Genomic DNA, 22,083 nt, shown 5'->3' on the forward strand with positions numbered 1-22,083 from the left:
CCCAGCATTGCTGGGCTTTGAATGTCTAAGGGGTAAACGTTTTATTCAGAAAATGAAACCGTAATAATATTCGAACATACGTTTTCAGATACGCATAACTGATAGTCGTATGCCGGTAATGTTGCGTTACGCACATAATCACGGTAACGGCCATTATCTGATACGGTATCTACTAGTTCGCCATTTCGGTATAGGCTAAGTGACTCAGCCCCTACTTCTGCCCAGTTTAACTCAACACGCATAGTATCAAGACGTGACTTGTTAGCGCGCTTTAAGCTCAATTCAATTTCAACATCACTAACAACCACTGTTTGAGTGAATGTATCTGAGTTATTTTCACTATCCGTTACGGTTAATTCAACCTCATAACTTCCTGACTGAGCGTAAACATGTGTAGGACTTGGGTTTGTTGATGTTGAACCATCACCAAAGTTCCAGCTCCACTGTGAAATGTCATCATTTACATCACGACTTGTATCTACAAATGTAGCAGTTAAACCTTGTGCTGAAACACTAAAGCCAGCTTGTGGTGGTTGTGGGCTTACCTCACCAATAGCGCTAAATGTAAGTGACCAACCATTGATATTACCCGTATCTGCACCAGCTGTATCTTCAACATGAAGTGTCCAATCTCCGGTTGCCACTTCAGAATTAAATACGCTTGATGTAAATGACTTAACAATATCGTCTGCACTGCCACCTTCATTGCTTTGTAAAGTTACTTCTGTACCTTGCGCTGAAATAAGCGTAAGTACTAAGTCACCAGACCAAGTATGCGTAATATCTACATCAGCAGTGGTGCCAAAAATAGTTAAATCATCAGCAACCGTAATAACCGAGCTTGCGCCCTCTGGAGAATTATCTGGAATAGCGATGTTTTCATCACTGCTGTAAGTAAAGTCATTTAAACCAGCAGGTTGAAGCATTAAGCTAACAGTTTGTTCTTTAACTTGCTCGTCTGATGTTGCGGTAACAGTAAAGTCGTAATTTCCCCACTGAGTATCGCTGTTAGTTGCAACTGTTAGAACAACTTCATCGCCCGGACGAGCGGTAGTTGCGCTTAGTGATGCATCGGTAAGATCTGAAGCTAAAGCCAGTGAAACGTCACCTTCCCATTGTGCAATTGAGCCAATCGTAAAGGTATAAGAAACCGTATCACCTACAGTCGCTTGCTGAGAAACCGGCGATACAGATAATTTAAAGCCAGGAGTTGGATCAGCATCAATTAGCGCTTGGTTAACATTTAGGCGTGTACCTGCAACCGTTTTACCATTTAATGCCGCATTAGCATCACCACTAGACATAAGTAATTCTTTAAGCTCTAGTGTTGTTAAATCAGGATTAACTGAAAGTACAAGTGCAGCAGCACCAGCTACATGCGGTGTTGCCATAGATGTACCTGAATAAGTAGCATAGCTATTACCAGGAACGGTCGACAAAATACCTGAGCCAGGTGCGCCCATATCAACACTTGTTAGGCCCCATTGAGAAAAACTAGACATATTATCTCTGCTATCAGTACTTGCTATCGATAATACGTTGTCGTTTTCATAGTTAGATGGGTAGTGTGGATTTTGATCGTTATCAACCGCATCGTTACCCGCAGCAGCAACAAATAAAATATCAGCTTGCTCACTAGCCGTAATCGCATCAGCTAACGCTTGGCTAAAACCACCGCCGCCCCAGCTATTATTTAACACACGCAGATTAACACCCGCATTTTTAAGGCCAACCATGTAATCGATACACTTAATAGCACCAGAGGTAGAACCTGTACCATCTGCGGCTAAAAACTTACAACCCACAATAGAAACATCATGGTTTACACCAACAACACCGACACCATTGTTACCACTGGCACCGATTGTACCCGATACGTGTGTACCATGGCCTTCGTCATCCATCGGGTCACCAACATCAGTAATTGCATTAATACCGTGAACGTCATCAATGTAACCGTTTCCGTCATTATCGATACCGTCACCGGCAATTTCACCACTGTTTAACCACGCGTTCGCAGCTAAATCAGGGTGGCTATAATCAACACCCGTATCAATAACACCTACTACAACATCACGACTACCTGTAGAGATTGACCATGCTTCTGGTGCATCAATATCGGCATCAGCCGTGCCACCAGTTTGGCCTTCGTTGTTTAAGCCCCATAAATCATCAAAACGAGGGTCATTAGTTGCGCTTGCTATGCTCACTCGGTAATCAGGCTCAACATACTCAATAGCTTGATGCGATTTTAAGCGCTCAATTGCTTCTTTAGCGCTCATTCCTGATATTTTAAATTTTGCGAGGCGGCCAGAAAATAACGAGGTGAAGTTATCATCAATTTCATCGTTATTTAGATCAGATATTTTGGCTTTTACTAACGAACGAGCTTGCTTACGCATTTCCGGCGAAGCATTCTTTTTATACTTAACAATAATCGAGTCACTGCTCGCAGTTACTTTTTGAGTTGTACTGTTAACATCAGGCAATTTAGCCGCAGCTAAACAAGGTAAAAGTGCAAGTGTAATAATAGATAATTTTGTTTTCATTGTTCTATCCGTAATTAAGTTAACTTAGCTTTACTAAGCGAAATATTTACGTTTATGAATTTAAGTAATCACGTGGCAAGCGTTAAGAAAACGGGTAATCAGTCACTAACTCAAGTAAAAAAAGCAAAATCAGGAACAAAACCATTATTTTTAACTAGAAATACAGTAAAAAAAACATTAATAGCAGCCATTTTAATGAATTAAATAACTTATTTTTAACACGGTGTTAACTCATTATTTTTTACTGGTTTTTGATGTAAATAGATAGAAAATACAAATTAAACGAGTAAGTAATTGAAATTTATAGATTTAAATTACCATTAAAAAAGATGATTCAAAATGAACTCATTGAAGAATACAGTGACTGAGCAGTTATGAATTAGTGAATGGCAAACCACCTTACCAAGTACTAATGACCAAACCCTAGTTCATATTTAAAACAGCATTTTACGTTTAAGAATAAAAAGCTAATCACACATTATGGCAGCACGGCATGCTGCAACGAAAATACCTTTTTAAAACTTAATAAATAATCAAGGTATTTTATTTTATCTTTCAAGGAGAATAATAATGAAATTGAATAAATCACTTTTAAGCTGTGCAATTGCAATTGCAATGGGCGCCAGCTTTACAGCAAACGCAAACACAGAAACAAAAGCAGGTTCAACTTCTGAGCTTGCAGCTAAAGTATCTGTAAGTAGCATTGAGAATGCTGTAACAGTTAAGCAATCATTTTCTGACAACACGGCATTAGTCTCTCAAGATGGCGATGGCAATACTGCACTAGCTACTGAAATCGGTAACAACAACGATGTTAAAATAGCTCAATTACAAAATGGTAATTACGCCGAAGTTGAAACAACAGGTGATAACAACCAACAAACTTATGCACAAGATGGTGTTGCTAATGGTTTCATTACGCGCATAACGGGTGATAACAACGGCGTTTATGTTTCTCAATTCGGCCAAGGGTTATTTCAAAACAATGAAGCAATCAATATTATCACTGGTAGCGACAATAATATTGACGTTGAACAAGGAAATGGCGGTCACTGGTTTTACAACATGGACATGAGAGGTAATGGTAACGAAATTATTTCATCTCAGTCTGGTATGTGGCAAGAATTTGAAGTACTTAGCTTATCAGGCGATGAAAACATTATTGAAATTGAACAAACAGACACCTGGAATGAATTTAAAATAGGCTCATTACGCGGTAACGAAAATGAGATTGACGTTAGCCAAGATGGTTCACGTAACATCATTACATTTACTGATATTGCTGGTGATGACAACGAAATAGCTATTGAACAAAGCAGCGGTGATAACAATACCATTACTTTTGCAGCCGTTACTGGTAATGATAATGAAATAAAACTAGACCAAGAAGGTTCGAATAATGCTATTGAGTCTGGTCTTTTTGACGGTTCATTCAATGAAGTAACAGTTAATCAAATTGGTGATGAAAACCTTGCGACTACTGAGCTAATGGGCGATAACAATGAGCTTACAGCAATGCAAGTTGGTAACACTAATGAAGCATACATGGGTGTCATTGGTTCAAATAATGAATTTACAGTAACCCAGGTTAGTGATTTTAACTCGGTTCATTTAGCTAACTTTAATGGTAGTGGTAACGATGTTGATCTTAGCCAATCAGGTGGCGATGAAAACGCAATTTTAGTGCAGTCTTCATACCCTGATGTTTCTCTCACTTCAAACGATAACGATATTGATGTTAATCAAGTCGGTAATCAAAACGAGGCGATTGTTACACTAGCGGGTATCCTTGATAGTAACGCAAACCAAATTGATATTGCTCAAAATGGTGATATTAACGTTATTGACTTAATGGTAGAAGGCAGTAATCACTCTATTGATATTGCACAGCAAGGCGAAGGTAACTGGGTAGGTGGAACTGGAGATTCAGCGTTTTTATTAGGCGGTGAAAACGTTTCATTCTCTGTTACTCAAACCGGTAACTACAACACTGTTGAAGGTAACGTAATTGGCTTTAACAGTACATTCTCTGTCACTCAACTTGGTGATGGTAATACAGCAACAATTACACAAATGTAATTGATGAGACGGGGAGAGTAACCCTCTCCCTTATTTTAACTATGAAAAATAAACAATATATCTATCTTTTTATACTTTTAACTTTTTTTACTCCTTTGAGTAATGCCAGTGCTGATTTAGAAATCGATGGATTATTACTAAACAAAAGTATTAGTCGCTTTGGGTATCAATTTTACAGTGAATTTTCAAATTATTGGCGTGAACTGCCTTCAACAGCTGGCTTTAATGTAGAAATAAAAGAAACGGTTATACCCCGTGCTGGTACTAAATTAGTTTTAATAATGAATCATAAGATTATTTATGCAACCCATTTGGGACGAAAGTTAGAGCCTTTGGACGAGCGAGTAGAGCAAGCAGTGCACTCTGTAATGGACGCCATGGCGCGATCGAATATGCAAACAGCGAGTCCTGATATGGCATTGAATGGATGGTAACAATGAAAAAAATAGCATTAACAATAATAACAACTTTAAGCTTTTCAGTCTCCGCAACTGAAATTATTTATACCCCTATTAACCCGAGTTTTGGTGGCAACCCTCTCAATGCAAATATGCTGCTTAGTAAGGCACAAGCACAAAATAAACATAAAGCGCCGGTTGTCGAAAAAGGGTATGCAGAGCAGTTTCAAGATTCATTAGAGCGGACATACTTAAATCGAATGGTGAGAGAAATCACCGACATGGCTTTTGGGGAAAATATTGAAGACAGTGTTTTTAATCAAGACTCCATTTTTATGAGTGGTGATTATCAAATAGAAGTGATCACCAGTACAACCGACACTATCACGGTTAGAATAACAAATGTAATTGATGACTCGGTTGTGGTTATCGAAGTACCGAGGTTTGGATAATGTATAAATTAATAATAATAACAATCGCTCTTTCTCTTAGTGGTTGCTCTACTATGGGTAATTTAATCCCTCCGTCAAAACAAAGTGCGGTAACGTTAGAGCCAACAGATGTCTTTTCTGATTTAAAAAGCTTACCTAAACCTGCGGGCAGCATTCCAGTCTCGGTTTATTCATTTCGCGATCAAACTGGTCAATATAAGCCACAAACTAATGTTAGCTCGTTTTCAACGGCCGTCACTCAAGGTGCAAACTCTATTCTAGTGCAAGCATTACATGAGTCTGACTGGTTTACGCCGGTTGAACGTGAGGGTTTGCAAAATATTTTGACAGAGAGGAAAATAATTAGAGCGGCACAAGCGACTAACCCTAATCAAGGCGAGCTACCGCCGTTAACCACTGCGAAAATCATTTTAGAAGGCGGTATAATTAGTTACGACACCAATGTAAAAACGGGTGGCTTAGGAATGGAATATTTTGGTATTGGCGCATCAGAGCTATATCGTGAAGATGCAATATCAATCTATTTACGTGCCGTAGATGTAAGAACTGGCCAGGTATTGTTATCAGTAGCCACCAGCAAAAAAGTATTGAGCCAAGAAATGCGAGCAGGTTTTTTTAGGTATGTTAGCTATAAACGTCTGGCGGAAGCTGAGGCGGGATTTAGTGATAATGAACCAATGAGCATTTGCGTAACGCAAGCAATAGAAAAAGCGCTTACAGATCTTATCACCAAAGGTATTGATAAAGGCTTATGGGCTAAACAGGCAACTTAACCTACTCTTGCAGATGGCCACAACGTCATTGATGTGGCCAAACAAATAACGATTAGCTCTCAACGGGTAATAATACTGAAATATATCTTTGCGCCCAATTGGCCAATTCAACTCTATTACGCGAATTAGTTTTTTTAAATGCGCTATAAAGGTGAGTTTTAACAGTATGGTCGCTAATGTTTAGTTTGTCCGCTATTTTATTATTACTCGCTCCTTGTGCAATTAAATGAATAACCGATTTTTCTCGTTTAGTTAAATGCTTATAGTCAGCTTCATTTAACGTGATATCTTCGCTTAAGGAGCTAAACGAAGAGGCCACACTTAGAATATCATTAAAGGCCTTAGAGATTACTTTACGAGTAAACCAAAGCTCACCAGTAGAAATTCTTACTAAGCCTTTAAATATATCTTCTGCTGCAGCCGATTTATAAAATACCCCATTAAAATGATTGAGTAATAAGTTTTTTTCACATACTTGCTCTAGTTCTACATTAAAAAGCACAACCTTATACTGTTTAGCCAAACAAATTAAATCTGCTGGGATCAAGTCCTGCCAATCATTTTGAGATCCATCAATTAGAAAAATGTCATAAGCACCACGCTGATCAATATGTGGGATAGTACTGTCCATTTTTATATCACCAAAAATGGCTTGAAGTGTTCTTAAAATAACTGTGTAGTTTTGAGAATGGAAAGACGATTGAAGCGTTGTCTTAATAAAAGCCGAGATTTTTTGCAACATATAACTCATCCTTGAAACATTAGATTTACAACAATCGTCACATTACCTAAATTAACTACAAAACACAATGCTCTTTTGGTATAAGCCAATGAGTTTAGTTACCCTATAAAAGTGTATAAAAGCGTGATGTAACACCGTTAGTCCAACCAAATCCTTGTTGTACTTTATATTCACCCCCGCTGGCTTTTTTTTGCGGTGTGCATACGTTATATTTCTCCAACAAGCATTTATTTTCAATAAAATCTTGTTCTACCATTGTTAGCCAGTTTTTCATTATGCGCGTAGCTAATTGATCAATACCATAATTACGCAAGCCTTTTACCGCAAACCATTGTAATGGAGCCCAGCCATTCGGGCTGTCCCATTGTTGTGGAGTATCAACAACCGTTGTTACAATACCACCTACTTTTAAAAACTGCTCGCTAAATACGTTTGCAACCAGTTCAGCTTGCTGTTGCGAGGCTAAATTAACAAAAAGCGGGGTACTTGCCGCTGCACTTAAAATAGCAGACGGCTTAGATAGCTTATGATTATAATCAACAAAAAAACGCTTCTCATTACTCCAAAGATATTGATTAATAAGCGACTTTCTTTTTACAGCATAGCTGCTGTACGTTTGTGATTGTTGCTCATTACCAAGCAATTTAAAGCATTTACTAAGCTGATTTTCTAAATTGTAAAGTAGGCAATTTAAATCTATGGGTACAATATCTGTCGTTTGAATTGAGCTTAGTAAGTTTGACTCGGCTAACCAGCGCGAGCTAAAGTCCCACCCAGATTCGCACGCAGCACGAATATTACGATAAAACTCAGTTTTTTTATCATCACTAAACCCTGATGCAAGCGCTAAGTCTTCTCTTAATGACTCCGCGCGAGGAGCCGCCTCATCATCCCAATAGCGATTTAATACCCCACCACATGGCATTGTTACCACGCGTTTTACACTTGTTTGCGTATCACTGAGTGTATCTGCTCCTTGCATCCAAAATGCGTGCTCTTTTGTTAAAGCTTCAACACACAATTTAAGCCAAGCTAAATTATGTGTTTTACTGTGAGTGTGCTGCCATAAAAGATCAACCATCAGCGCTAAAATAGGCGGTTGTGAACGCGATAAATAATAACTGCGGTTACCATTTGGAATGCAGCCGTAATCGTTAATTAAGTCTATAAAGTTTTGTAGCATGTCTTCTACTACATCACTTTTATCTGCATCAATTAAACCTAGCGCAGTAAAGTAACTATCCCAATAATAAATTTCTTGAAAACGTCCACCAGGCACAATATAGCTGTGCTTTAAAGCGAGTAAAGAATTAGCTTTGGGTGTATCGGCTTCACGTCGAAGGCCGCTCCACAGTGAGTTTATGTAGCCTTTTACACTGGTGGTATTTGCAGCCCCTTTCATTGTTAATAAAGGCGTTGTTATAAAATGCGCATCAACAAAGTCTCTTAATTGAGTTTTATTAAGGGGTGCTATTTGCTCATACTGTTTACAGGCACTTTGCCAATCAACACGCGCGGTTGCATCAGCAAACGTTTTACAGTCGCTAAATATGTGCTGTGTTTGTACATCTTTAAATAATTGGCTATTAAAAAAACTCATAACTGTCCTAATCTATTAACTATTGACTGCGTGTTGTGAAATGGCATGGGTGCGTTTTTTAAAAATAATCACGCTAATAAAAATTAAACTAATGGGCACAAGTGAAAGATAAAAAGCATGCTGGCCACTAAAGTGCTCAAATACATACCCGGTTATCACCGACCCGGTGGTGCCACCAAGTGCTGAAAACACAACGATTAACCCTGTCATTGCAGCATGTTGATGCTTTTGAAGCGCACTGAGCATGACTGAGTTGAGTACCGGATAAATGGGCGCCATAAAAAAGCCAATTAATGGCAAAACAAACGCCGCCAGAGGCGCATCAAATAAACTATTCACCTCGCTTTTAGGTAAGTTTTCCGTTAGTGGTAAGGTAATAATGATCAATGCAGCCATAGCAACTAAACAACAGCTAAGTACTACAAACCAATGAATATGCTTTAATACTTGGCCCGCCACTAAGCGCCCTAAAGCAAGAGCTGCGGCAAAAATACTCGCTAGTTGAATACTAATGGCTACTGGTAATTGCAAAACTTGATTATTAAATGTAGGCAACCAAGTCCCTACCCCTTGCTCGATTAACACATACAAAAATGCACTAATAATAAAAATCAGCACTAACGGTTGATAGGTAAGTTTGAGCATAGCAATAAAGTCATTCCAACCAGAGTTGCTTTTTTGACCTTTAATAGCAGGTTTTATTGGTGCTATTACGACACTGATAATCACCAAAAGCGTAAGCGCTGCTAATACGTAATAAACGTTCAACCAGGCATTGCTATCAACAGGGTCTATAAATGCGGTGAACACCCAATAGCCACTTAATACACCCACCATAAAAATGCCTTCTATGGTGTTCAGTAATGATGAGTGACTATTTGCATCCTCAGTAACTTGGCCAATAATTGAATAAACCGACACCTTAACGACCGCAAAACCACAACCCACAGCAGCAAATAACACTTTAAACATGTAAAAGTCACTTATTACAGCCGTACTCAAACACGCTATAGCGACAACTATCAGTGCTAGCAGTATTGCAAGCTTGTAGCCTAAACGCGGTATAAATGAAGCAACAACAAATGACATTATTGCAATTGATAAGTCTTTAAACCCCTCTAAAACCGACGCTTCTGTTTTGCTTACCCCTAATGTGTTTATAGCCTGCAAAATAACAGTGCCTACGCTATTTAATAAAATTGCGAAAATAAAATAGCTTGCAGCAATTGCCAGTGTGATTTTTATTTTACTCATTGCGTGCCTCGTTTATAGCGACATACGCCATAACGTTTATAAAGCAAATTACCCATAACTGGTAAATTACTGTGTGTGTTAGTCAGTGAATCCTGAGTTTAGAGAAGAATAAACAACATTGCAATCGTTTGCATTTTAAATTTAACAATTTATATACATGCATACTAAGTTAACGTTTGCTTGACTGGCGAGTAATTAACTCTATATCAATAACTTGTGATTCGACTTTTTCACCTGAAAACTGCTGTATTAACTTTTTAACTAACAAAGTCGCAGCAAATTGGGTGTTTTGTTTAATTGTAGAAAGTGAAGGATGGCTGATATCAGCCATGGCAATGTCATCAAATCCAACCAGAGCCACATCGTTGGGAATACTCACGTAGCGCTCTTTCAGCGCTTTCATTGCCCCCAGTGCAACCATGTCACTACAGGCCATAATCGCGTCAAAATACAACCCTTTTTCACGTAATAACTGATTAATTGCTTGATACGCAGAGCGACTGGTAAGATCAATGGATATAACATGCTGCTCAAGTTTATGGGTAGAAAGTGCAGCAGCGTAACCACGATGCCTTTCACTAATTTCACCATGCTCAGGATCGCCTAAAAATAAAATATTTTTAGCACCGTGTTCTATTAAATGAGCCGTCGCTTGCATTCCTCCTAAGTAGTTATCACTGCCGACAATAGGATAATTGCTTTGTGTTTTTGGATCCCCCCATACAACTAAAGGAATACCTGCATCGGCAGCCGCTTCTATATTAGTTTGGTTTTTTCCTTGCCCCACAACAATAATGCCATCTGCTCGGCGGCCATTAATAAAGTAATTAGCCCAGTCATCTTGCGCCATAATAGAGTTAGATAACAACAACTCTAACCCCTGTTGATTAAGCGCAAGGTTAATTTCGCTCACTACCTTGAGTAAAAATGGATCGCTGATTGATTGCTCGGTTTGCTCATCAAGATTAATAATGACGGCAACAACATTGGTCTTTTGCGTACGCAAACGGCTAGCCGCCGTGTTAAGGCTAAAATTATGTTTTTTTGCAAGCTGCTGAAGCTTGTCGCGGGTTTCTTGCTTAATGAGCGGATTATTATTCAGCGCGCGCGAAACCGTTGAGGTAGACACCCCAGCAAGCTTTGCTAAATCAGCTAATTTAATTTTTTTATTATTCATAAAACCCTAAACGCTCCACTGCGGCTGTTGCTATATCTAACTTACTGACAATATAGCATTATTATTTTTTACTGGCTTGCCCATTAACTTAAAAATTACGCTCTTGTGTAATTACGCTCAATAAAACAACAGCCCTTATTAATAAATAATTTACAAATAAATATTGCAAACGTTTGCATTTATCTCTAGAGTTTCAATTTATACAGCCTGTTTACATTAAAATTTAATCAATCTCGCTGTAATACACACTGTTTAACACACTAAAAACGGGATCTCACACATGAAATTCAATAAAGCAAAAAGCATGCTAGCCTGTGCAATTATTTTAGCCCTAAGCACACACGCTGCTCTTGCAGCAGAACAAGCAAAAGAAAAAAAAGTTGAGCGAATTGTCGTTTCTGGTACACCCGCAGGTGTTGGGATCAGAAAAATTGATGCCAGCTACGCTGTAACAAATATTGATTCATCACAAATTATAAAATTATCACCTAAAAGTACTGCTGACTTATTTAAAGCCGTTCCCGGTGTGTGGGTTGAAAGCTCTGGCGGTGAGTCTGGTGCCAACGTATTTGTGCGTGGGTTTCCAGGAGGTGGTGATGCGCCATTTTTAACACTCAGTATTGAAGGCTCGCCAGTTTACCCTGCGCCTACTCTTTCATTTTTAGAAAACTCATCGTTATTTAGAATCGATGAAACGATTGAAACAATGGAAGCACTGCGTGGTGGTCCTAATCCTGTGCTATCCAATGGTCAGCCTGGTTTAACAACCAACTTTAGATTAAAACGTGGCAGTGAAGATACTCAAGGCTTATTTAAATACACCACCTCAGATTACGACTTACAGCGTGTTGATGCTGTAGTAAGTGGCGAAATAACTGACGACCTATATTTTATGGTAGGCGGCTATGTTAAAAGCTCACCGGGTATTCGTGATGCAGGCTTTACTTCTGAAAAAGGCAGCCAATTTACAATTAACATTACTAAAGAGTTAGACAATGGCGAGCTTAACTTTTATACCCGTCAAACAGACGATCATGGCGCATGGTACTTACCAACACCACTCAATGTTAATGGCATTGATGCTGAATATACCCAACTTGGCACACTTAACCGTCAAGCGACGATTTTTACCGGCCCAAATGCGCAACCACACGACATTGACCTAGGTGATGGCCGAGGATGGGATGGCCATGTATCCGGCGGTAGTATTAAACTTGAATTTGATAATGGCTGGCAATTTATTGATCGCTTCAATATTACCAAAGGCGATGCCAATACATTTGGCCTAGTACCCAATGGTTCAGCAACAACCGTTGGTGAAGTGGCCGACAATGGCCAAACGGCATTCGGTGCGGTAACTAACACCGAATATGCTAGTGACACTGCGATTCAGCAACTGGGTCGCTGGGTAGTACTAAAAGAAATAAGCTCGTTTACTAACGACTTAGCTTTTTCAAAACAATTTGGTGACTTATCAGCCACTTTTGGTTATTACACAGCAAGCACATCTGCGAGCGATTGGTGGAGCTTAGGTAATACCGCGTATCATGTGCTGGAAGCTGGTGGTGAGTTATTAAATGGTATTGAATGTAACCAAAACACTGACGGGTGTGGTTTTAATTACGATATTAGCTCAACAGGCGATGCACGCACCAATGCCCTTTACTTTACAAGCCAATATAAATTTGCAGATGCATTTACGCTTGATTTAGGTGTACGTAAAGAAAACCATGATGTGCAGTACAGTGTTGATGAAGACCTTGACGGTATTATCACTAAAACTGTTGATTACGATGAAAGTAAAACCTCATGGACAGCCGGTTTAAACTATTCAATTAATGACGACATGGGCGTGTTTGCACGTGTTAACCGTGGTTATAAAATGCCATATTTTGATGACTTTAGAGATAACTTTGGCGCATACCAAGGGGGTGAAAAACTAATTAAAGAAGTAACGCAGGGCGAACTAGGTTACAAGCTTATTTCAGACTCTACCGACTTCTACGCCACCTTTTTTGTCAATGAAGTAAAAGGCGATACCTTTGTAAGTCGCCCGGGTGTGCCGGCTGAAATTTTAACCAACGAAGCGTATGGTGTTGAACTTGATTACAACTTTAATCATAAATCTGGCTTTTCTGTTAATTTAAATACCACATTACAACAAACCGAAATCACTGAAAGTCCAGAAAATAAAGGCAATGAAGCACAGCGCCAGCCTAAATGGCAAGTACGTGTAACACCAAGCTATGACTTTGAAGTAGACGGCATGTATGCCACTTTATATGGAACAATTTCAGCGGTGGATGACCGCTTTGGTAATAACGAAAACACCGTGACACTCGATGGCTACGAAAAAGTAGACTTAGGTTTAATTGTTGAACCAATGGAAGGCATTAAACTGCAATTAGCCATAGATAACCTAACCGACGAGCAAGGTATCACTGAAGGCGACCCACGTAATGCCGACGCGCCCAATGGCCGTTACATTATGCCGCGTACAACACGCTTAAGCGTTAGTTATGCATTTTAATACACTCCCTAAGCAATAAATTAAAGCCGCTGTGTTTAATACACGGCGGCTTTTTTTATTATAGGTGTCAACCTATTAGCAAGCTCTCTATGCGCACTAACGGGTAAGTGTATGCCCTCTTTCTTGCATGGTTTTATCAGCGGATAACAATCTAAAAATTCACACGTGTGACGATCAGCGGCGGCTTTGAACTCAATGGATAATTGTTCAGCTTTTTTACCTGCACCTGCGTAAATGCTTTTATAACTTCCCACTTCACGAACCTTGGGCGGGCTTATAATGATTATCTTTGGTATTGTTTTACAGTGATAAAAGGCTTTAATAGCTAAAATTAACTCCTCCAGCGCTTTGCCAATATCGATAACAGACAGTGCAAAACGTGCTTTTAAGTCATTGGTGCCAAGCTGAATAATAACAACATCAACAGTGTGCGCTTCCAGATACGGTTTTAAATATTTAATGCCCGATTTATCTCCCATAAACGGGGGGTTATTGACTAAAGTACGATTAGGCTCCCCGGCTTCAATCACTTCAAAGCCTGTGCCCAACTGCTGCTTTAATAAAGTAGGCCAGCGTTCAGTTTCACTCAACCGTTTGCCATCAACAGGAGAAATACCAAAGGTATTGGAATCACCAAAACACAGAATATTCATTAAAACGGATTCAGCGTGTAGCCTTGTTGCTGTAACTGGGCGTGAGCGGTCATCGCTGAAAGCGCCATTTTCACTCCAGGGATAAGCTGATCTGCTGCTACCATCATATGCATTGCCGACTGCCCGCATACATATACCTGCGTGTTATTAGCAAGCAGCTGTTTAATTAAAGATTCGGTTTTGTTATCTTTTTCAAACCGAGCTTTATAATCACTGTTTTGCAGTACATCAACGCTGGCTCCACCGTGTACCACCAGCGCAAGCTGAATATTTTCTGGTTTTACGCCGTGAGCCACATGCATATTAATAAATCGCGCTAACGAATTAATATGATTATTTTGCGCGCCCTTTTCAGCGCCTTTACCTACATCAAAAGCTATCTTAAACTGCGCTTGGCTTAAATCAGACACATGCTCGGGCACATTATAAAAATAACCATAGTCTTTAATAACAGGCGCAGGCTCTGCAGCAAGAGTACTAAAGCTAGCCAAAAGTAAGCTTGAGCCAATAAGTAACGTTTTCATACATCATCCTTTTTACTTTTTGTTTAGCCTAACGCTATTTAACGTGATTAACTAGCCTGAACATGTGAATGCGCTTTAAAAGTCATTCCTAAATAATTAAAGGTATGTTTAAACATATCGATAAATGCATCTGGCGCAGAGGGAGATGCGGCATTAGACAGCAGTGAAAACTGCTTTTGACGTAAAGTTCTAAGCTTCGGTTTTAACGCCTCATCATCCATATAATCTGTGATCCTATCAATAAATGCTTTCATTTGTGGCGTAGTGTTATACCAGTACACAGGCGATGCGAACACCCAATGTTCGTAGCGAAGTAACACTTCAAACAAATTATAAAAATCATCATTGTGATACTGCTTATCGTAGCGATAAGGTGAAATAACATAATCATCTAAGCAAAAAACAATGCCGCTTTGTTGCTTACTATAGGCATTAACTTGCGCGGTAGTATTGCCATTTTTACGACCACTTGAATATATGATTGCAATATTGTGTGCTGATTTTTCTTGCATTGGGTTAGCTCCTTTTTTTATGATGGAGCAAAGCTTAAAACCTCAAGTTAGGTTCAGGTCAATAAGAAATAATTTAATTTTTAAAAGGAATTAAAGTGATGGCGGTACAAAAAAAGCTTACTGAAGCCAACTTAACGGTTGGGTTTGTCGCTAAACGCAGTGGCGTTAAGGTATCTACACTGCACTTTTACGAAAATAAAGGGCTAATACGCAGTTGGCGAAACAGTGGCAACCAACGACGCTTTAAACCAGATGTACTAAGGCGAGTCGCAGTTATAAAAGCGGCACAAGCGATGGGGATCACGCTGGAAGAAATTAAACAAACTCTGGCAACGTTACCAGAGCAGCGCACACCTACCCAAAAAGACTGGTCTGCACTTTCAAAACAATGGCAAGCACAGCTTGATGAGCGCATTGCTTATATGCAACGTCTACGTGAACGGGTTGATGGCTGTATTGGCTGTGGGTGTTTATCAATGAGTAAGTGCCCTATTTATAACAAAGACGACCACTTAGGTGAAACCCAAAGTGGTGCCATTTTGTTAGAGCGAGATTAAGGCTTATAAGACCTTAATCTAGACCATTTAAGCCTTCTCGGGCAGCGCGATATAATGCCCCTAGAGTTGAGTCAAATACCGATTTTATAAAACTGTAAGTCAGCTCTACAGCTTTGCTAATAACTTTGCCAGCAAACACTAGCATGTGGCCGAGTAAACCTAAGGTTTGCGTTGCAAATGAGGCTGACGCTTTGGCTATTTTATCAAGCGTTCGCGCGAGCATATCGTAAAAAGTTAAGCCTGTACCTATGGCTGCTTGTGCCGCAACAGCACTGTAGTAACCCGAATCTTTTAATAAGGTAACTAACGCAGCGCCCAGTTTATCTGCCCAGTGTGAACTAAATGAAGCTTGGTTTCTGTCTTCAAACTTTAAGCGTACTGGCGTGCTTAAAAAGTGGTTTGCTTTTACAGTTAAATTGCCCCAATCATTACTGTTCGCAGTATTAACATAGCCTGGCGTACCACTTAACTTGTGTGCTGCGCCTTTAAGGCCCTGACCATTATCAAGGCGAATTTCTTGGCCATTATAGGGCGCATGTGAAAATGGCCACAAAGGCACTTTTGTAACCGGATCAGCACCGTGTGTACAGCGGTATATTTTATCAATACGAGAAGTAGCAGCGCGTGAAAAGTTATCAAGCCCCACTCTTGGCGAGCCAAATGTATATAATTTAACGGGTAACGAATACTCTGCTTTTATCCAATCAGCAGAAAGCGTAGCCAGTGCCCCACCTAAACTGTGGCCAACAATATGAACACAGCCGGTTATTTTATCTCTTATATTTGCAGCAACGAACTCTTGTAGTGCAGGTTTCATACTATAAAAGGTTTTATTAAACCCAGCATGTACCATACTGCCATTAGAGCCACCGCTTAACCCAAAGTGTGCATCTGTTAGGCCATCTCTAAGAGAGGCCGTACCACGAATAGTAATGACTGAATCACCTTGATACAGTCCTTGGCCATGCCCTAGCAAACCAAAACCAGTGCTTAAACCAAATAAATGAGAGAAAAAACCACCAGATATTCCTTGTACTGCTTCAGGGCTCACCCCAAAGTTAAAGCTACCTCGCAGAGAAGGATGCAAAGAATTATTAAGTAACGTGGTACTTTTAATACTCTTTGCTTTATAAGCGAGCAAAGCAACCTGTACAGCTTGTGTAGGAGTTAAAGTATTCATAAAATTCCCTTTAAATGATTATGTTAAAAGTTACATTTTACATGCACCATATATCGTAAAAAAATGCTCTGGCGCTTCTTCTATAGGTATGTCGTATGTTTGTGGCTCTTCGGCAATATCACACTCTAACTTAGCGAGTAAGTTTTTTAGGGTATCACTCCCCTCGTGCATAGACACTGTTGTGTACCAAAGTACAATGCCCTCAGGCGTACCATTTTCTAAATAAACATGCTGAACCAATGATTCATTATCAAACATGTTTGCAGGCTTACTCGTTTTTATAGATTTTTCTGTGAAGGTAAAAAAACCATTATCATCGGTTATTGCTTCATCTTTATATTCATCACCATAAGTAAGCGCACGTACAACCTTAGTATTTGCAACAGGCTGCCCTTTATCTAATAATTGCCCTTTTACCGGAGCCGATAAAACAAAATCCTGTTTATTAAAAAAACCAAACATATCTGCACAAGCCTGTGTTGTAGTAAAAATAATAGTAATAGATACAATTACCAAAAAGTAAGCTTTAAAACGTGATAACAAAATATACAACTCCCAACTGTTAGCCTCAAAATACACGTGTCGTATTGCTATTTAATGACGTTTTAAACTCTTAACTATCAGCGTTAATGAAATTACCATTTCAACTAAAATTTATTCTAATTGGGTACAAAGCGCACTGCAAGCATTTAGAGTAAAAAACAAGCAATAAATCTTTCCCTAAAAAAACACCTCATAAACAAGCTTACATATAATGCTAAACCCAAGCCCCATCATTAATATATAGCCATACAAAATAGCAATAGCGCCACCCGATGCATCCCCTATTTTGTCTATTTCAATACATGTAGAGCACACTATAAAAAAGATAAAAAAGTTAGCAATTAAGCCTAATATATAAGCTTCGCCAAATAGTGGGGAAATGCCTACTAATATAGCACTTAGCATAATAAGTATGCCTGAAAGCGCCTCCTTTAAAGAAAACTTGTACTCAATAATTTTAAGCACCAAGGTCACTACCATTAATGCTAAAAAATAAACCGTAGGTTTTAACTGGCTGTATAAATAATCCACACTAAACATTTGGCTAATCGTCAATGAGGGCTCTTTCGCTGGGCTTAAATCTTCTGTTATCGCGCTTGAAGCGTCATCGGTAAAAAAATACGCTACCGCGACAATAATTAATTTTATCATTCCAAAAAAGATAAAACTGGCGACCATAAACCCTATTGAATCGTCTCTGGTGAGTCTCTTATTTGCTTTACTTTCTACAATTTTAGCTAGCAATACACCCAATAAGCACACACTACCTAAATAAAGCAGCGCGACCCAAAACTGATCAAGGTAAAAAACCGATAAGCCAGGGGCGATAAATAAAAACATTGAATCTTCATTATCTAACGAGCTTTTTGGCTCAACGCTATATTTTGACTGTTTAAAAAGTGCTAAATAAACAAATAATGGCTGTAAAAACAGCATTAAAATGCAGGTGTTTATAAGAGTCATTTATCATCCTTGATTACAGCCAACACACTGCGCCGAGAGTATTGGCAATTTCGAAACTAATTAAAGGTTTATTTTTTGAAGGTAGGTTTTAAGCTTTAATAAGCCCGACTCAAGCTCAAACTTTTGTATTTTAGGGTTTTTAAACTTAAACCCGTTTGAAATATGAGTATTAATCATCGTCGCCATGCCTTCAAACCCCGCAGGGGCAGTTGCAACTAAATCGCTCAATAGTGGTTGAATAAGCTCTTGATGCTCTTCAATTTTGGTTGGATCCTCGTAAATATCGTATACAAGGTTGGTTAGTGTTTGTTGGTGTTGTTGTTCCATAATAATTATATAACGCCCTAAGTTTGGCGTTTATAGCTCCTTTTTGGATTTGATATTTAATTGCTCATTGCTGCTACGGCATTTTCTTTTAATGTTTTAGCTAAAGTATCAGAGCCATCGTCTAACTTTTGATCTATCACATATTGCGCATTAATAATAACATTTGGCCAATCTTCAAGCTTTGTATAGATTTTTGCTAAATCGTAATGAATCGACCTTAACAGAATTGGATAGGGCTCATCTGCCTGAGTTAAAAAAAGCTCATATAAACGTGCGGCTTCCTTTAAATCTTCCTCAACAAACAAACCACCATCATAAAGCCATGCAAGTCTGCGAATAGCCAAATTTTCATTTTTCAGCACACGGCGCTTTAACTCATTAACATAACGTGAGCCGTCCCCAGTATGATGGCCAATAAAAAGTAATGCTTCATACTCACCCATGTCGTAAGCTTTTTCGCACCACTTTTCAAGCTGTCTAGGCGCATACATTAAACTTTTTTGACATTGAAGCATCACTGTATTTTTAGACAACTCTGGGTTGTTGATATCAAGATCTGGCCATAAAGTCTTTGATAACGACTTAGCCTGAACTTGAGCAGTGATTGTGCTAAGAACAAAAAAAGCTATAAATATTCTTTTTACCATTTGAGAGTTCCATCAGAATTGACTCTTTGTTCAGGAATATGAACTTGAAATGATTTAACTGAATGTTTAGAAGGGAAACCTTCACGATAAAAGTATTGCTGCTTGAGAGTATTTATTTCAGTTGAATCGCCTTCACAACGCCTTTGAGATAGACAAGCAATACCCCCTATAAAATCTATAAACCTAATGCTATTGATTCCCCTAATTGGCATTAGGGTATCTAAACCAGGCTCGTAGTTTGAAGCCTGTACAGCATGCCATCGATGCATAAAAGCAACGATACGATTTGCTTTCGATTGATTTAAAACACCCGCTATATTATCAGCCCATATTTTATTACGACGGGTGTGCGTGCTCAAACAGTCCCCTCCAATATATTGATCATAAGAGCACTCCTTATCCATAGCCTCCATTATTTGTTGCGAAATATCTAAGGCAATAATTTTTAAGCCAATATCTCTAGCAGCTTTTGCTAACTCACCATAAGCTTTAGGAACTAAATAACCCCAAGCCCAGTTTTCATCGAAGTATTGTTGAATTTCTCTAAAACCTTTACCCGTACGTTGGTAAAAATCAATTTTTTCTTGCATAGAGCGTGGCAACATCTCCATCGCAAAATGAGTAAATCCAGCTCCTTTAAGCTGTTTTAGGGCTTTAATAGCTTCATATTTATAGCCAGCGGTATTATGGCTCGATTCACCAAGCATCACTAATCGCGCATTACCGGCCATTGTTCTGTAATTTACATCCGTGTTTATTTTATTCATTACCTATCCTTGTTTTTTATTTATGTGATTACAGCTACTTTCGAAGTGAGTAGAAACAATAATTAGAGGTTTTTAAATTTCAACCAATTGAAGTATGTTTCTTTCAATTCTTTATAGCTAATCTTATTTATTATTTAAGTGGCTCAGAAGTTATCTGAGCCTTTAAAGCAATGTTAGTATCCAATACCCATGTAAGGAGATACTTTTACAGCTGCTATCACTACCTGATTTAGTTTTTCTAACATCCAATACAAAATTCGCTTAGCTTGCGCGTATGTATAATCAACAGCTATCACGCCAGGCTTCCCAACAAAGTTAAGAATATGCCCTAATAACCCCTGACAATCTTCAGCATATTTAGATGACATTTTAGATATTTCAACCAGGCTACGAGCTAAAGCATCATAAATAGTTAGCGTTCCAGCAACCACACCTTGAGCAAGAATACTGGTGATTTTGCCACTTTCTCTTAGTAACGTTAGTAAAGCGCTCGTTATTTTTTCAGCCCAATGAGCATTAAAAGAAGCATGGTGGCGATTATTGTATTTTAGACGTGTCATCGTTAAGTTAGATAAAGAGCCCTTTTCCATGCTCTTATAATCAGGATAACGAGATGCGGTATTGATATACCCAGGCGCATTTCCCGCCATTTTATGTGCAGCACCTGTAAGTGATACGCATGTGCTTATTCTGTACTCATTCCCTGCATGAACAAATGGCCAAACAGGAACCATAGGTACAGGGTCACTTCGGTGTACTGCCCTATAAATTCCATTTAGGCTGGTTTCACTTTGAATAGCAAAAGGGTTATGACCAACTCTTGGAGAACCAAAAGTGTATAATTTTACAGGCACTTTATATTGCGCTTTAATCCAATTTGCAGCTAACGTTGCTAATGCACCACCAAGGCTATGGCCAACACAATGAACGGGGCGACCACCAATCTTACTCAATATAGCTTTTAACTGAGGCTTGATAGACTCAAAAGTACGGTTAAACCCAGCATGAACCGCTTTATAATTTGGCCCAACAGTTAAACCACAATGTAAATCAGTCAAAGTATCAGCAATGCCTGCTGTACCACGAAAAGTTAGTACAACTTCACCTTTATGGGCGCCTTCTTTAGAACCAATTCCAAAAAAGCCAAAACCCGTTGCATGATTTAGCACATGCTCAGCTACAGTACCTGAAACTCCAGTAAAAGCAGATTTTTTTGAATCAAACACAAAGTGCTTACTTATTATTCTACTCGGCTCTATGTTTGATGAGCTCTTTGATACTGCTGCAATACTGTCGTATGCGAATTCAGCTAATTGTGCCGCTACACTTGGCGATAAAATATTCATGTAAATTCCTTTTCTATTTAAAAATCTTTAAAATAATCTTCGCTATCTTCTATCTCATAAATTTCAAAATCATGTTCCCATCTACAAATACTTGAACCATCAAACTCCAAATTTGGATTTTCATGATTAGGAAAAACAAAGTTTACCTCTGTAGAATCTAAATCAGCATTTAAACTGCTCAGCTTTTGTTTGTATTCACTAGGCTCACTTATTCCGCTTAGCTTAGAACCCCAAAGCTTGTATTTTTTATCATCATATACAGCCGTGATAGTTTGATAAGTTACCTCATGCGAGAACATATCACCCGGTATTTTTGATTCAATAACAACTTCAGGTAAATAAAATGAACCATCAGGAGCTGTTGTTACCTGATCTTCTTTTTCAACTTTGTGTGCAAATTCCAGAGTGCGATTTATTAAAGCACCCTCAACTGGATTACCGTTTAAAGTGATTACCCCTTTTACTTCGGAGCACATGTGCACACTGTATTTTTTTATTAAACCAAACATA

22 protein-coding genes are annotated in these 22,083 nt (G+C 38.8%); 6 read left to right on the forward strand and 16 right to left on the reverse strand.

Going from position 1 to position 22,083, the window contains the following annotated elements; genetic code table 11:
• Positions 1-41: 41 nt before the first annotated feature.
• Entirely contained in the window at positions 42-2,549 is a 2,508-nt protein-coding gene (locus QL986_RS03025; RefSeq protein ID WP_290191153.1) for a S8 family serine peptidase, read from the reverse strand.
• A gap of 570 nt (positions 2,550-3,119) precedes the next feature.
• Here QL986_RS03025 and QL986_RS03030 point away from each other — a divergent pair.
• From QL986_RS03030 to QL986_RS03045, 4 genes are read left to right on the forward strand one after another with little or no spacing between them, the layout of a single operon-like run.
• Positions 3,120-4,628, forward strand: coding sequence for a curlin (locus QL986_RS03030; RefSeq protein WP_013463001.1), 1,509 nt, complete (start codon positions 3,120-3,122; stop codon positions 4,626-4,628).
• 41 nt (positions 4,629-4,669) lie between these two features.
• Complete coding sequence (locus QL986_RS03035) at positions 4,670-5,062, forward strand: curli production assembly/transport protein CsgE (RefSeq protein WP_016900116.1); 393 nt, start codon at positions 4,670-4,672, stop codon at positions 5,060-5,062.
• Entirely contained in the window at positions 5,056-5,478 is a 423-nt protein-coding gene (locus QL986_RS03040) for a curli assembly protein CsgF (RefSeq protein ID WP_016900115.1), read from the forward strand. Before QL986_RS03035 ends, QL986_RS03040 begins: the two co-directional genes overlap by 7 nt.
• Entirely contained in the window at positions 5,478-6,251 is a 774-nt protein-coding gene (locus QL986_RS03045; protein WP_024602690.1) for a CsgG/HfaB family protein, read from the forward strand. The genes QL986_RS03040 and QL986_RS03045 overlap by 1 nt, the downstream gene beginning before the upstream one ends.
• A gap of 52 nt (positions 6,252-6,303) precedes the next feature.
• Here the strand turns inward: QL986_RS03045 and QL986_RS03050 are convergent, their stop codons facing one another.
• The 4 genes from QL986_RS03050 to QL986_RS03065 all read right to left on the reverse strand — a co-directional run bounded on the left by QL986_RS03050 (position 6,304) and on the right by QL986_RS03065 (position 11,024).
• A complete protein-coding gene (locus QL986_RS03050; RefSeq protein ID WP_290191154.1) occupies positions 6,304-6,993 on the reverse strand; it encodes a LuxR C-terminal-related transcriptional regulator in 690 nt (229 codons plus the stop codon).
• Between the two features lie 103 nt (positions 6,994-7,096).
• Complete coding sequence (gene treF, locus QL986_RS03055; RefSeq protein WP_290191155.1) at positions 7,097-8,593, reverse strand: alpha,alpha-trehalase TreF; 1,497 nt, start codon at positions 8,591-8,593, stop codon at positions 7,097-7,099.
• A 15-nt stretch (positions 8,594-8,608) separates the two neighbouring features.
• Entirely contained in the window at positions 8,609-9,847 is a 1,239-nt protein-coding gene (locus QL986_RS03060) for an MFS transporter (protein ID WP_290191156.1), read from the reverse strand.
• A gap of 169 nt (positions 9,848-10,016) precedes the next feature.
• The gene (locus tag QL986_RS03065) at positions 10,017-11,024 is read right to left on the reverse strand and encodes a LacI family DNA-binding transcriptional regulator (RefSeq protein ID WP_010389326.1); all 1,008 of its coding nucleotides are present in this window, start codon (positions 11,022-11,024) and stop codon (positions 10,017-10,019) included.
• Between the two features lie 280 nt (positions 11,025-11,304).
• Between QL986_RS03065 and QL986_RS03070 the strand changes: the two genes are divergently transcribed.
• Positions 11,305-13,554: a TonB-dependent receptor gene (locus QL986_RS03070; protein ID WP_290191157.1), complete on the forward strand. Its 2,250-nt coding sequence runs from the start codon at positions 11,305-11,307 to the stop codon at positions 13,552-13,554.
• Between the two features lie 35 nt (positions 13,555-13,589).
• Here the strand turns inward: QL986_RS03070 and QL986_RS03075 are convergent, their stop codons facing one another.
• Genes QL986_RS03075 through QL986_RS03085 form a run of 3 tightly spaced genes read right to left on the reverse strand, consistent with a single transcriptional unit; the run spans position 13,590 to position 15,243 of the window.
• Entirely contained in the window at positions 13,590-14,207 is a 618-nt protein-coding gene (locus QL986_RS03075; RefSeq protein ID WP_290191158.1) for a GDSL-type esterase/lipase family protein, read from the reverse strand.
• Positions 14,207-14,731, reverse strand: coding sequence for a DsrE family protein (locus QL986_RS03080; protein WP_064663727.1), 525 nt, complete (start codon positions 14,729-14,731; stop codon positions 14,207-14,209). The genes QL986_RS03075 and QL986_RS03080 overlap by 1 nt, the downstream gene beginning before the upstream one ends.
• Positions 14,732-14,778: 47 nt before the next feature.
• Positions 14,779-15,243, reverse strand: a complete 465-nt coding sequence (locus QL986_RS03085) for an NAD(P)H-dependent oxidoreductase (protein WP_028834220.1) — start codon at positions 15,241-15,243, stop codon at positions 14,779-14,781.
• A 98-nt stretch (positions 15,244-15,341) separates the two neighbouring features.
• Here QL986_RS03085 and soxR point away from each other — a divergent pair, with 98 nt between their 5' ends.
• Positions 15,342-15,800 carry a redox-sensitive transcriptional activator SoxR gene (soxR, locus tag QL986_RS03090; protein ID WP_008468671.1) on the forward strand — a complete coding sequence of 153 codons (459 nt, stop codon included), beginning with the start codon at positions 15,342-15,344 and terminating at the stop codon, positions 15,798-15,800.
• Between the two features lie 13 nt (positions 15,801-15,813).
• Here the strand turns inward: soxR and QL986_RS03095 are convergent, their stop codons facing one another.
• The 8 genes from QL986_RS03095 to QL986_RS03130 all read right to left on the reverse strand — a co-directional run bounded on the left by QL986_RS03095 (position 15,814) and on the right by QL986_RS03130 (position 22,082).
• Complete coding sequence (locus QL986_RS03095) at positions 15,814-16,980, reverse strand: lipase family protein (RefSeq protein WP_013462988.1); 1,167 nt, start codon at positions 16,978-16,980, stop codon at positions 15,814-15,816.
• 30 nt (positions 16,981-17,010) lie between these two features.
• Positions 17,011-17,523 (reverse strand): DUF6795 domain-containing protein, encoded by a 513-nt coding sequence (locus QL986_RS03100; RefSeq protein WP_290191159.1) that lies wholly within the window; start codon positions 17,521-17,523, stop codon positions 17,011-17,013.
• A 177-nt stretch (positions 17,524-17,700) separates the two neighbouring features.
• Positions 17,701-18,486 carry a hypothetical protein gene (locus QL986_RS03105; RefSeq protein ID WP_290191160.1) on the reverse strand — a complete coding sequence of 262 codons (786 nt, stop codon included), beginning with the start codon at positions 18,484-18,486 and terminating at the stop codon, positions 17,701-17,703.
• Between the two features lie 60 nt (positions 18,487-18,546).
• Positions 18,547-18,813 carry a hypothetical protein gene (locus QL986_RS03110; RefSeq protein WP_010389341.1) on the reverse strand — a complete coding sequence of 89 codons (267 nt, stop codon included), beginning with the start codon at positions 18,811-18,813 and terminating at the stop codon, positions 18,547-18,549.
• A 56-nt stretch (positions 18,814-18,869) separates the two neighbouring features.
• Entirely contained in the window at positions 18,870-19,460 is a 591-nt protein-coding gene (locus QL986_RS03115) for a hypothetical protein (protein WP_290191161.1), read from the reverse strand.
• Positions 19,454-20,227 (reverse strand): ChaN family lipoprotein, encoded by a 774-nt coding sequence (locus QL986_RS03120; RefSeq protein WP_290191162.1) that lies wholly within the window; start codon positions 20,225-20,227, stop codon positions 19,454-19,456. The genes QL986_RS03115 and QL986_RS03120 overlap by 7 nt, the downstream gene beginning before the upstream one ends.
• 173 nt (positions 20,228-20,400) lie before the next feature.
• The gene (locus QL986_RS03125; protein ID WP_290191163.1) at positions 20,401-21,573 is read right to left on the reverse strand and encodes a lipase family protein; all 1,173 of its coding nucleotides are present in this window, start codon (positions 21,571-21,573) and stop codon (positions 20,401-20,403) included.
• A 17-nt stretch (positions 21,574-21,590) separates the two neighbouring features.
• On the reverse strand, positions 21,591-22,082 hold the full coding sequence (locus tag QL986_RS03130; protein ID WP_077535568.1) for a DUF6795 domain-containing protein: 492 nt from the start codon (positions 22,080-22,082) through the stop codon (positions 21,591-21,593).
• Position 22,083 lies beyond the last annotated feature (1 nt).

The organism is Pseudoalteromonas sp. APC 3250 (genome assembly GCF_030407915.1).
Taxonomy (GTDB): Bacteria; Pseudomonadota; Gammaproteobacteria; order Enterobacterales; family Alteromonadaceae; genus Pseudoalteromonas; species Pseudoalteromonas tetraodonis.

Bases quoted from the DNA above. Each gene is read 5' to 3' on its own strand.
- QL986_RS03125 (WP_290191163.1), bottom strand. From the start codon at position 21,573: ATGAATATTTTATCGCCAAGTGTAGCGGCACAATTAGCTGAATTCGCA.
- QL986_RS03075 (WP_290191158.1), bottom strand. From the start codon at position 14,207: ATGAATATTCTGTGTTTTGGTGATTCCAATACCTTTGGTATTTCTCCT.
- QL986_RS03095 (WP_013462988.1), bottom strand. From the start codon at position 16,980: ATGAATACTTTAACTCCTACACAAGCTGTACAGGTTGCTTTGCTCGCT.
- QL986_RS03110 (WP_010389341.1), bottom strand. From the start codon at position 18,813: ATGGAACAACAACACCAACAAACACTAACCAACCTTGTATACGATATT.
- QL986_RS03050 (WP_290191154.1), bottom strand. From the start codon at position 6,993: ATGTTGCAAAAAATCTCGGCTTTTATTAAGACAACGCTTCAATCGTCT.
- QL986_RS03030 (WP_013463001.1), top strand. From the start codon at position 3,120: ATGAAATTGAATAAATCACTTTTAAGCTGTGCAATTGCAATTGCAATG.
- QL986_RS03120 (WP_290191162.1), bottom strand. From the start codon at position 20,227: ATGAATAAAATAAACACGGATGTAAATTACAGAACAATGGCCGGTAAT.
- soxR (WP_008468671.1), top strand. From the start codon at position 15,342: ATGGCGGTACAAAAAAAGCTTACTGAAGCCAACTTAACGGTTGGGTTT.
- QL986_RS03080 (WP_064663727.1), bottom strand. From the start codon at position 14,731: ATGAAAACGTTACTTATTGGCTCAAGCTTACTTTTGGCTAGCTTTAGT.
- QL986_RS03025 (WP_290191153.1), bottom strand. From the start codon at position 2,549: ATGAAAACAAAATTATCTATTATTACACTTGCACTTTTACCTTGTTTA.
- QL986_RS03085 (WP_028834220.1), bottom strand. From the start codon at position 15,243: ATGCAAGAAAAATCAGCACACAATATTGCAATCATATATTCAAGTGGT.
- QL986_RS03045 (WP_024602690.1), top strand. From the start codon at position 5,478: ATGTATAAATTAATAATAATAACAATCGCTCTTTCTCTTAGTGGTTGC.
- QL986_RS03115 (WP_290191161.1), bottom strand. From the start codon at position 19,460: ATGGTAAAAAGAATATTTATAGCTTTTTTTGTTCTTAGCACAATCACT.
- QL986_RS03105 (WP_290191160.1), bottom strand. From the start codon at position 18,486: ATGACTCTTATAAACACCTGCATTTTAATGCTGTTTTTACAGCCATTA.
- QL986_RS03040 (WP_016900115.1), top strand. From the start codon at position 5,056: ATGGTAACAATGAAAAAAATAGCATTAACAATAATAACAACTTTAAGC.
- QL986_RS03130 (WP_077535568.1), bottom strand. From the start codon at position 22,082: ATGTTTGGTTTAATAAAAAAATACAGTGTGCACATGTGCTCCGAAGTA.
- QL986_RS03070 (WP_290191157.1), top strand. From the start codon at position 11,305: ATGAAATTCAATAAAGCAAAAAGCATGCTAGCCTGTGCAATTATTTTA.
- treF (WP_290191155.1), bottom strand. From the start codon at position 8,593: ATGAGTTTTTTTAATAGCCAATTATTTAAAGATGTACAAACACAGCAC.
- QL986_RS03035 (WP_016900116.1), top strand. From the start codon at position 4,670: ATGAAAAATAAACAATATATCTATCTTTTTATACTTTTAACTTTTTTT.
- QL986_RS03060 (WP_290191156.1), bottom strand. From the start codon at position 9,847: ATGAGTAAAATAAAAATCACACTGGCAATTGCTGCAAGCTATTTTATT.
- QL986_RS03065 (WP_010389326.1), bottom strand. From the start codon at position 11,024: ATGAATAATAAAAAAATTAAATTAGCTGATTTAGCAAAGCTTGCTGGG.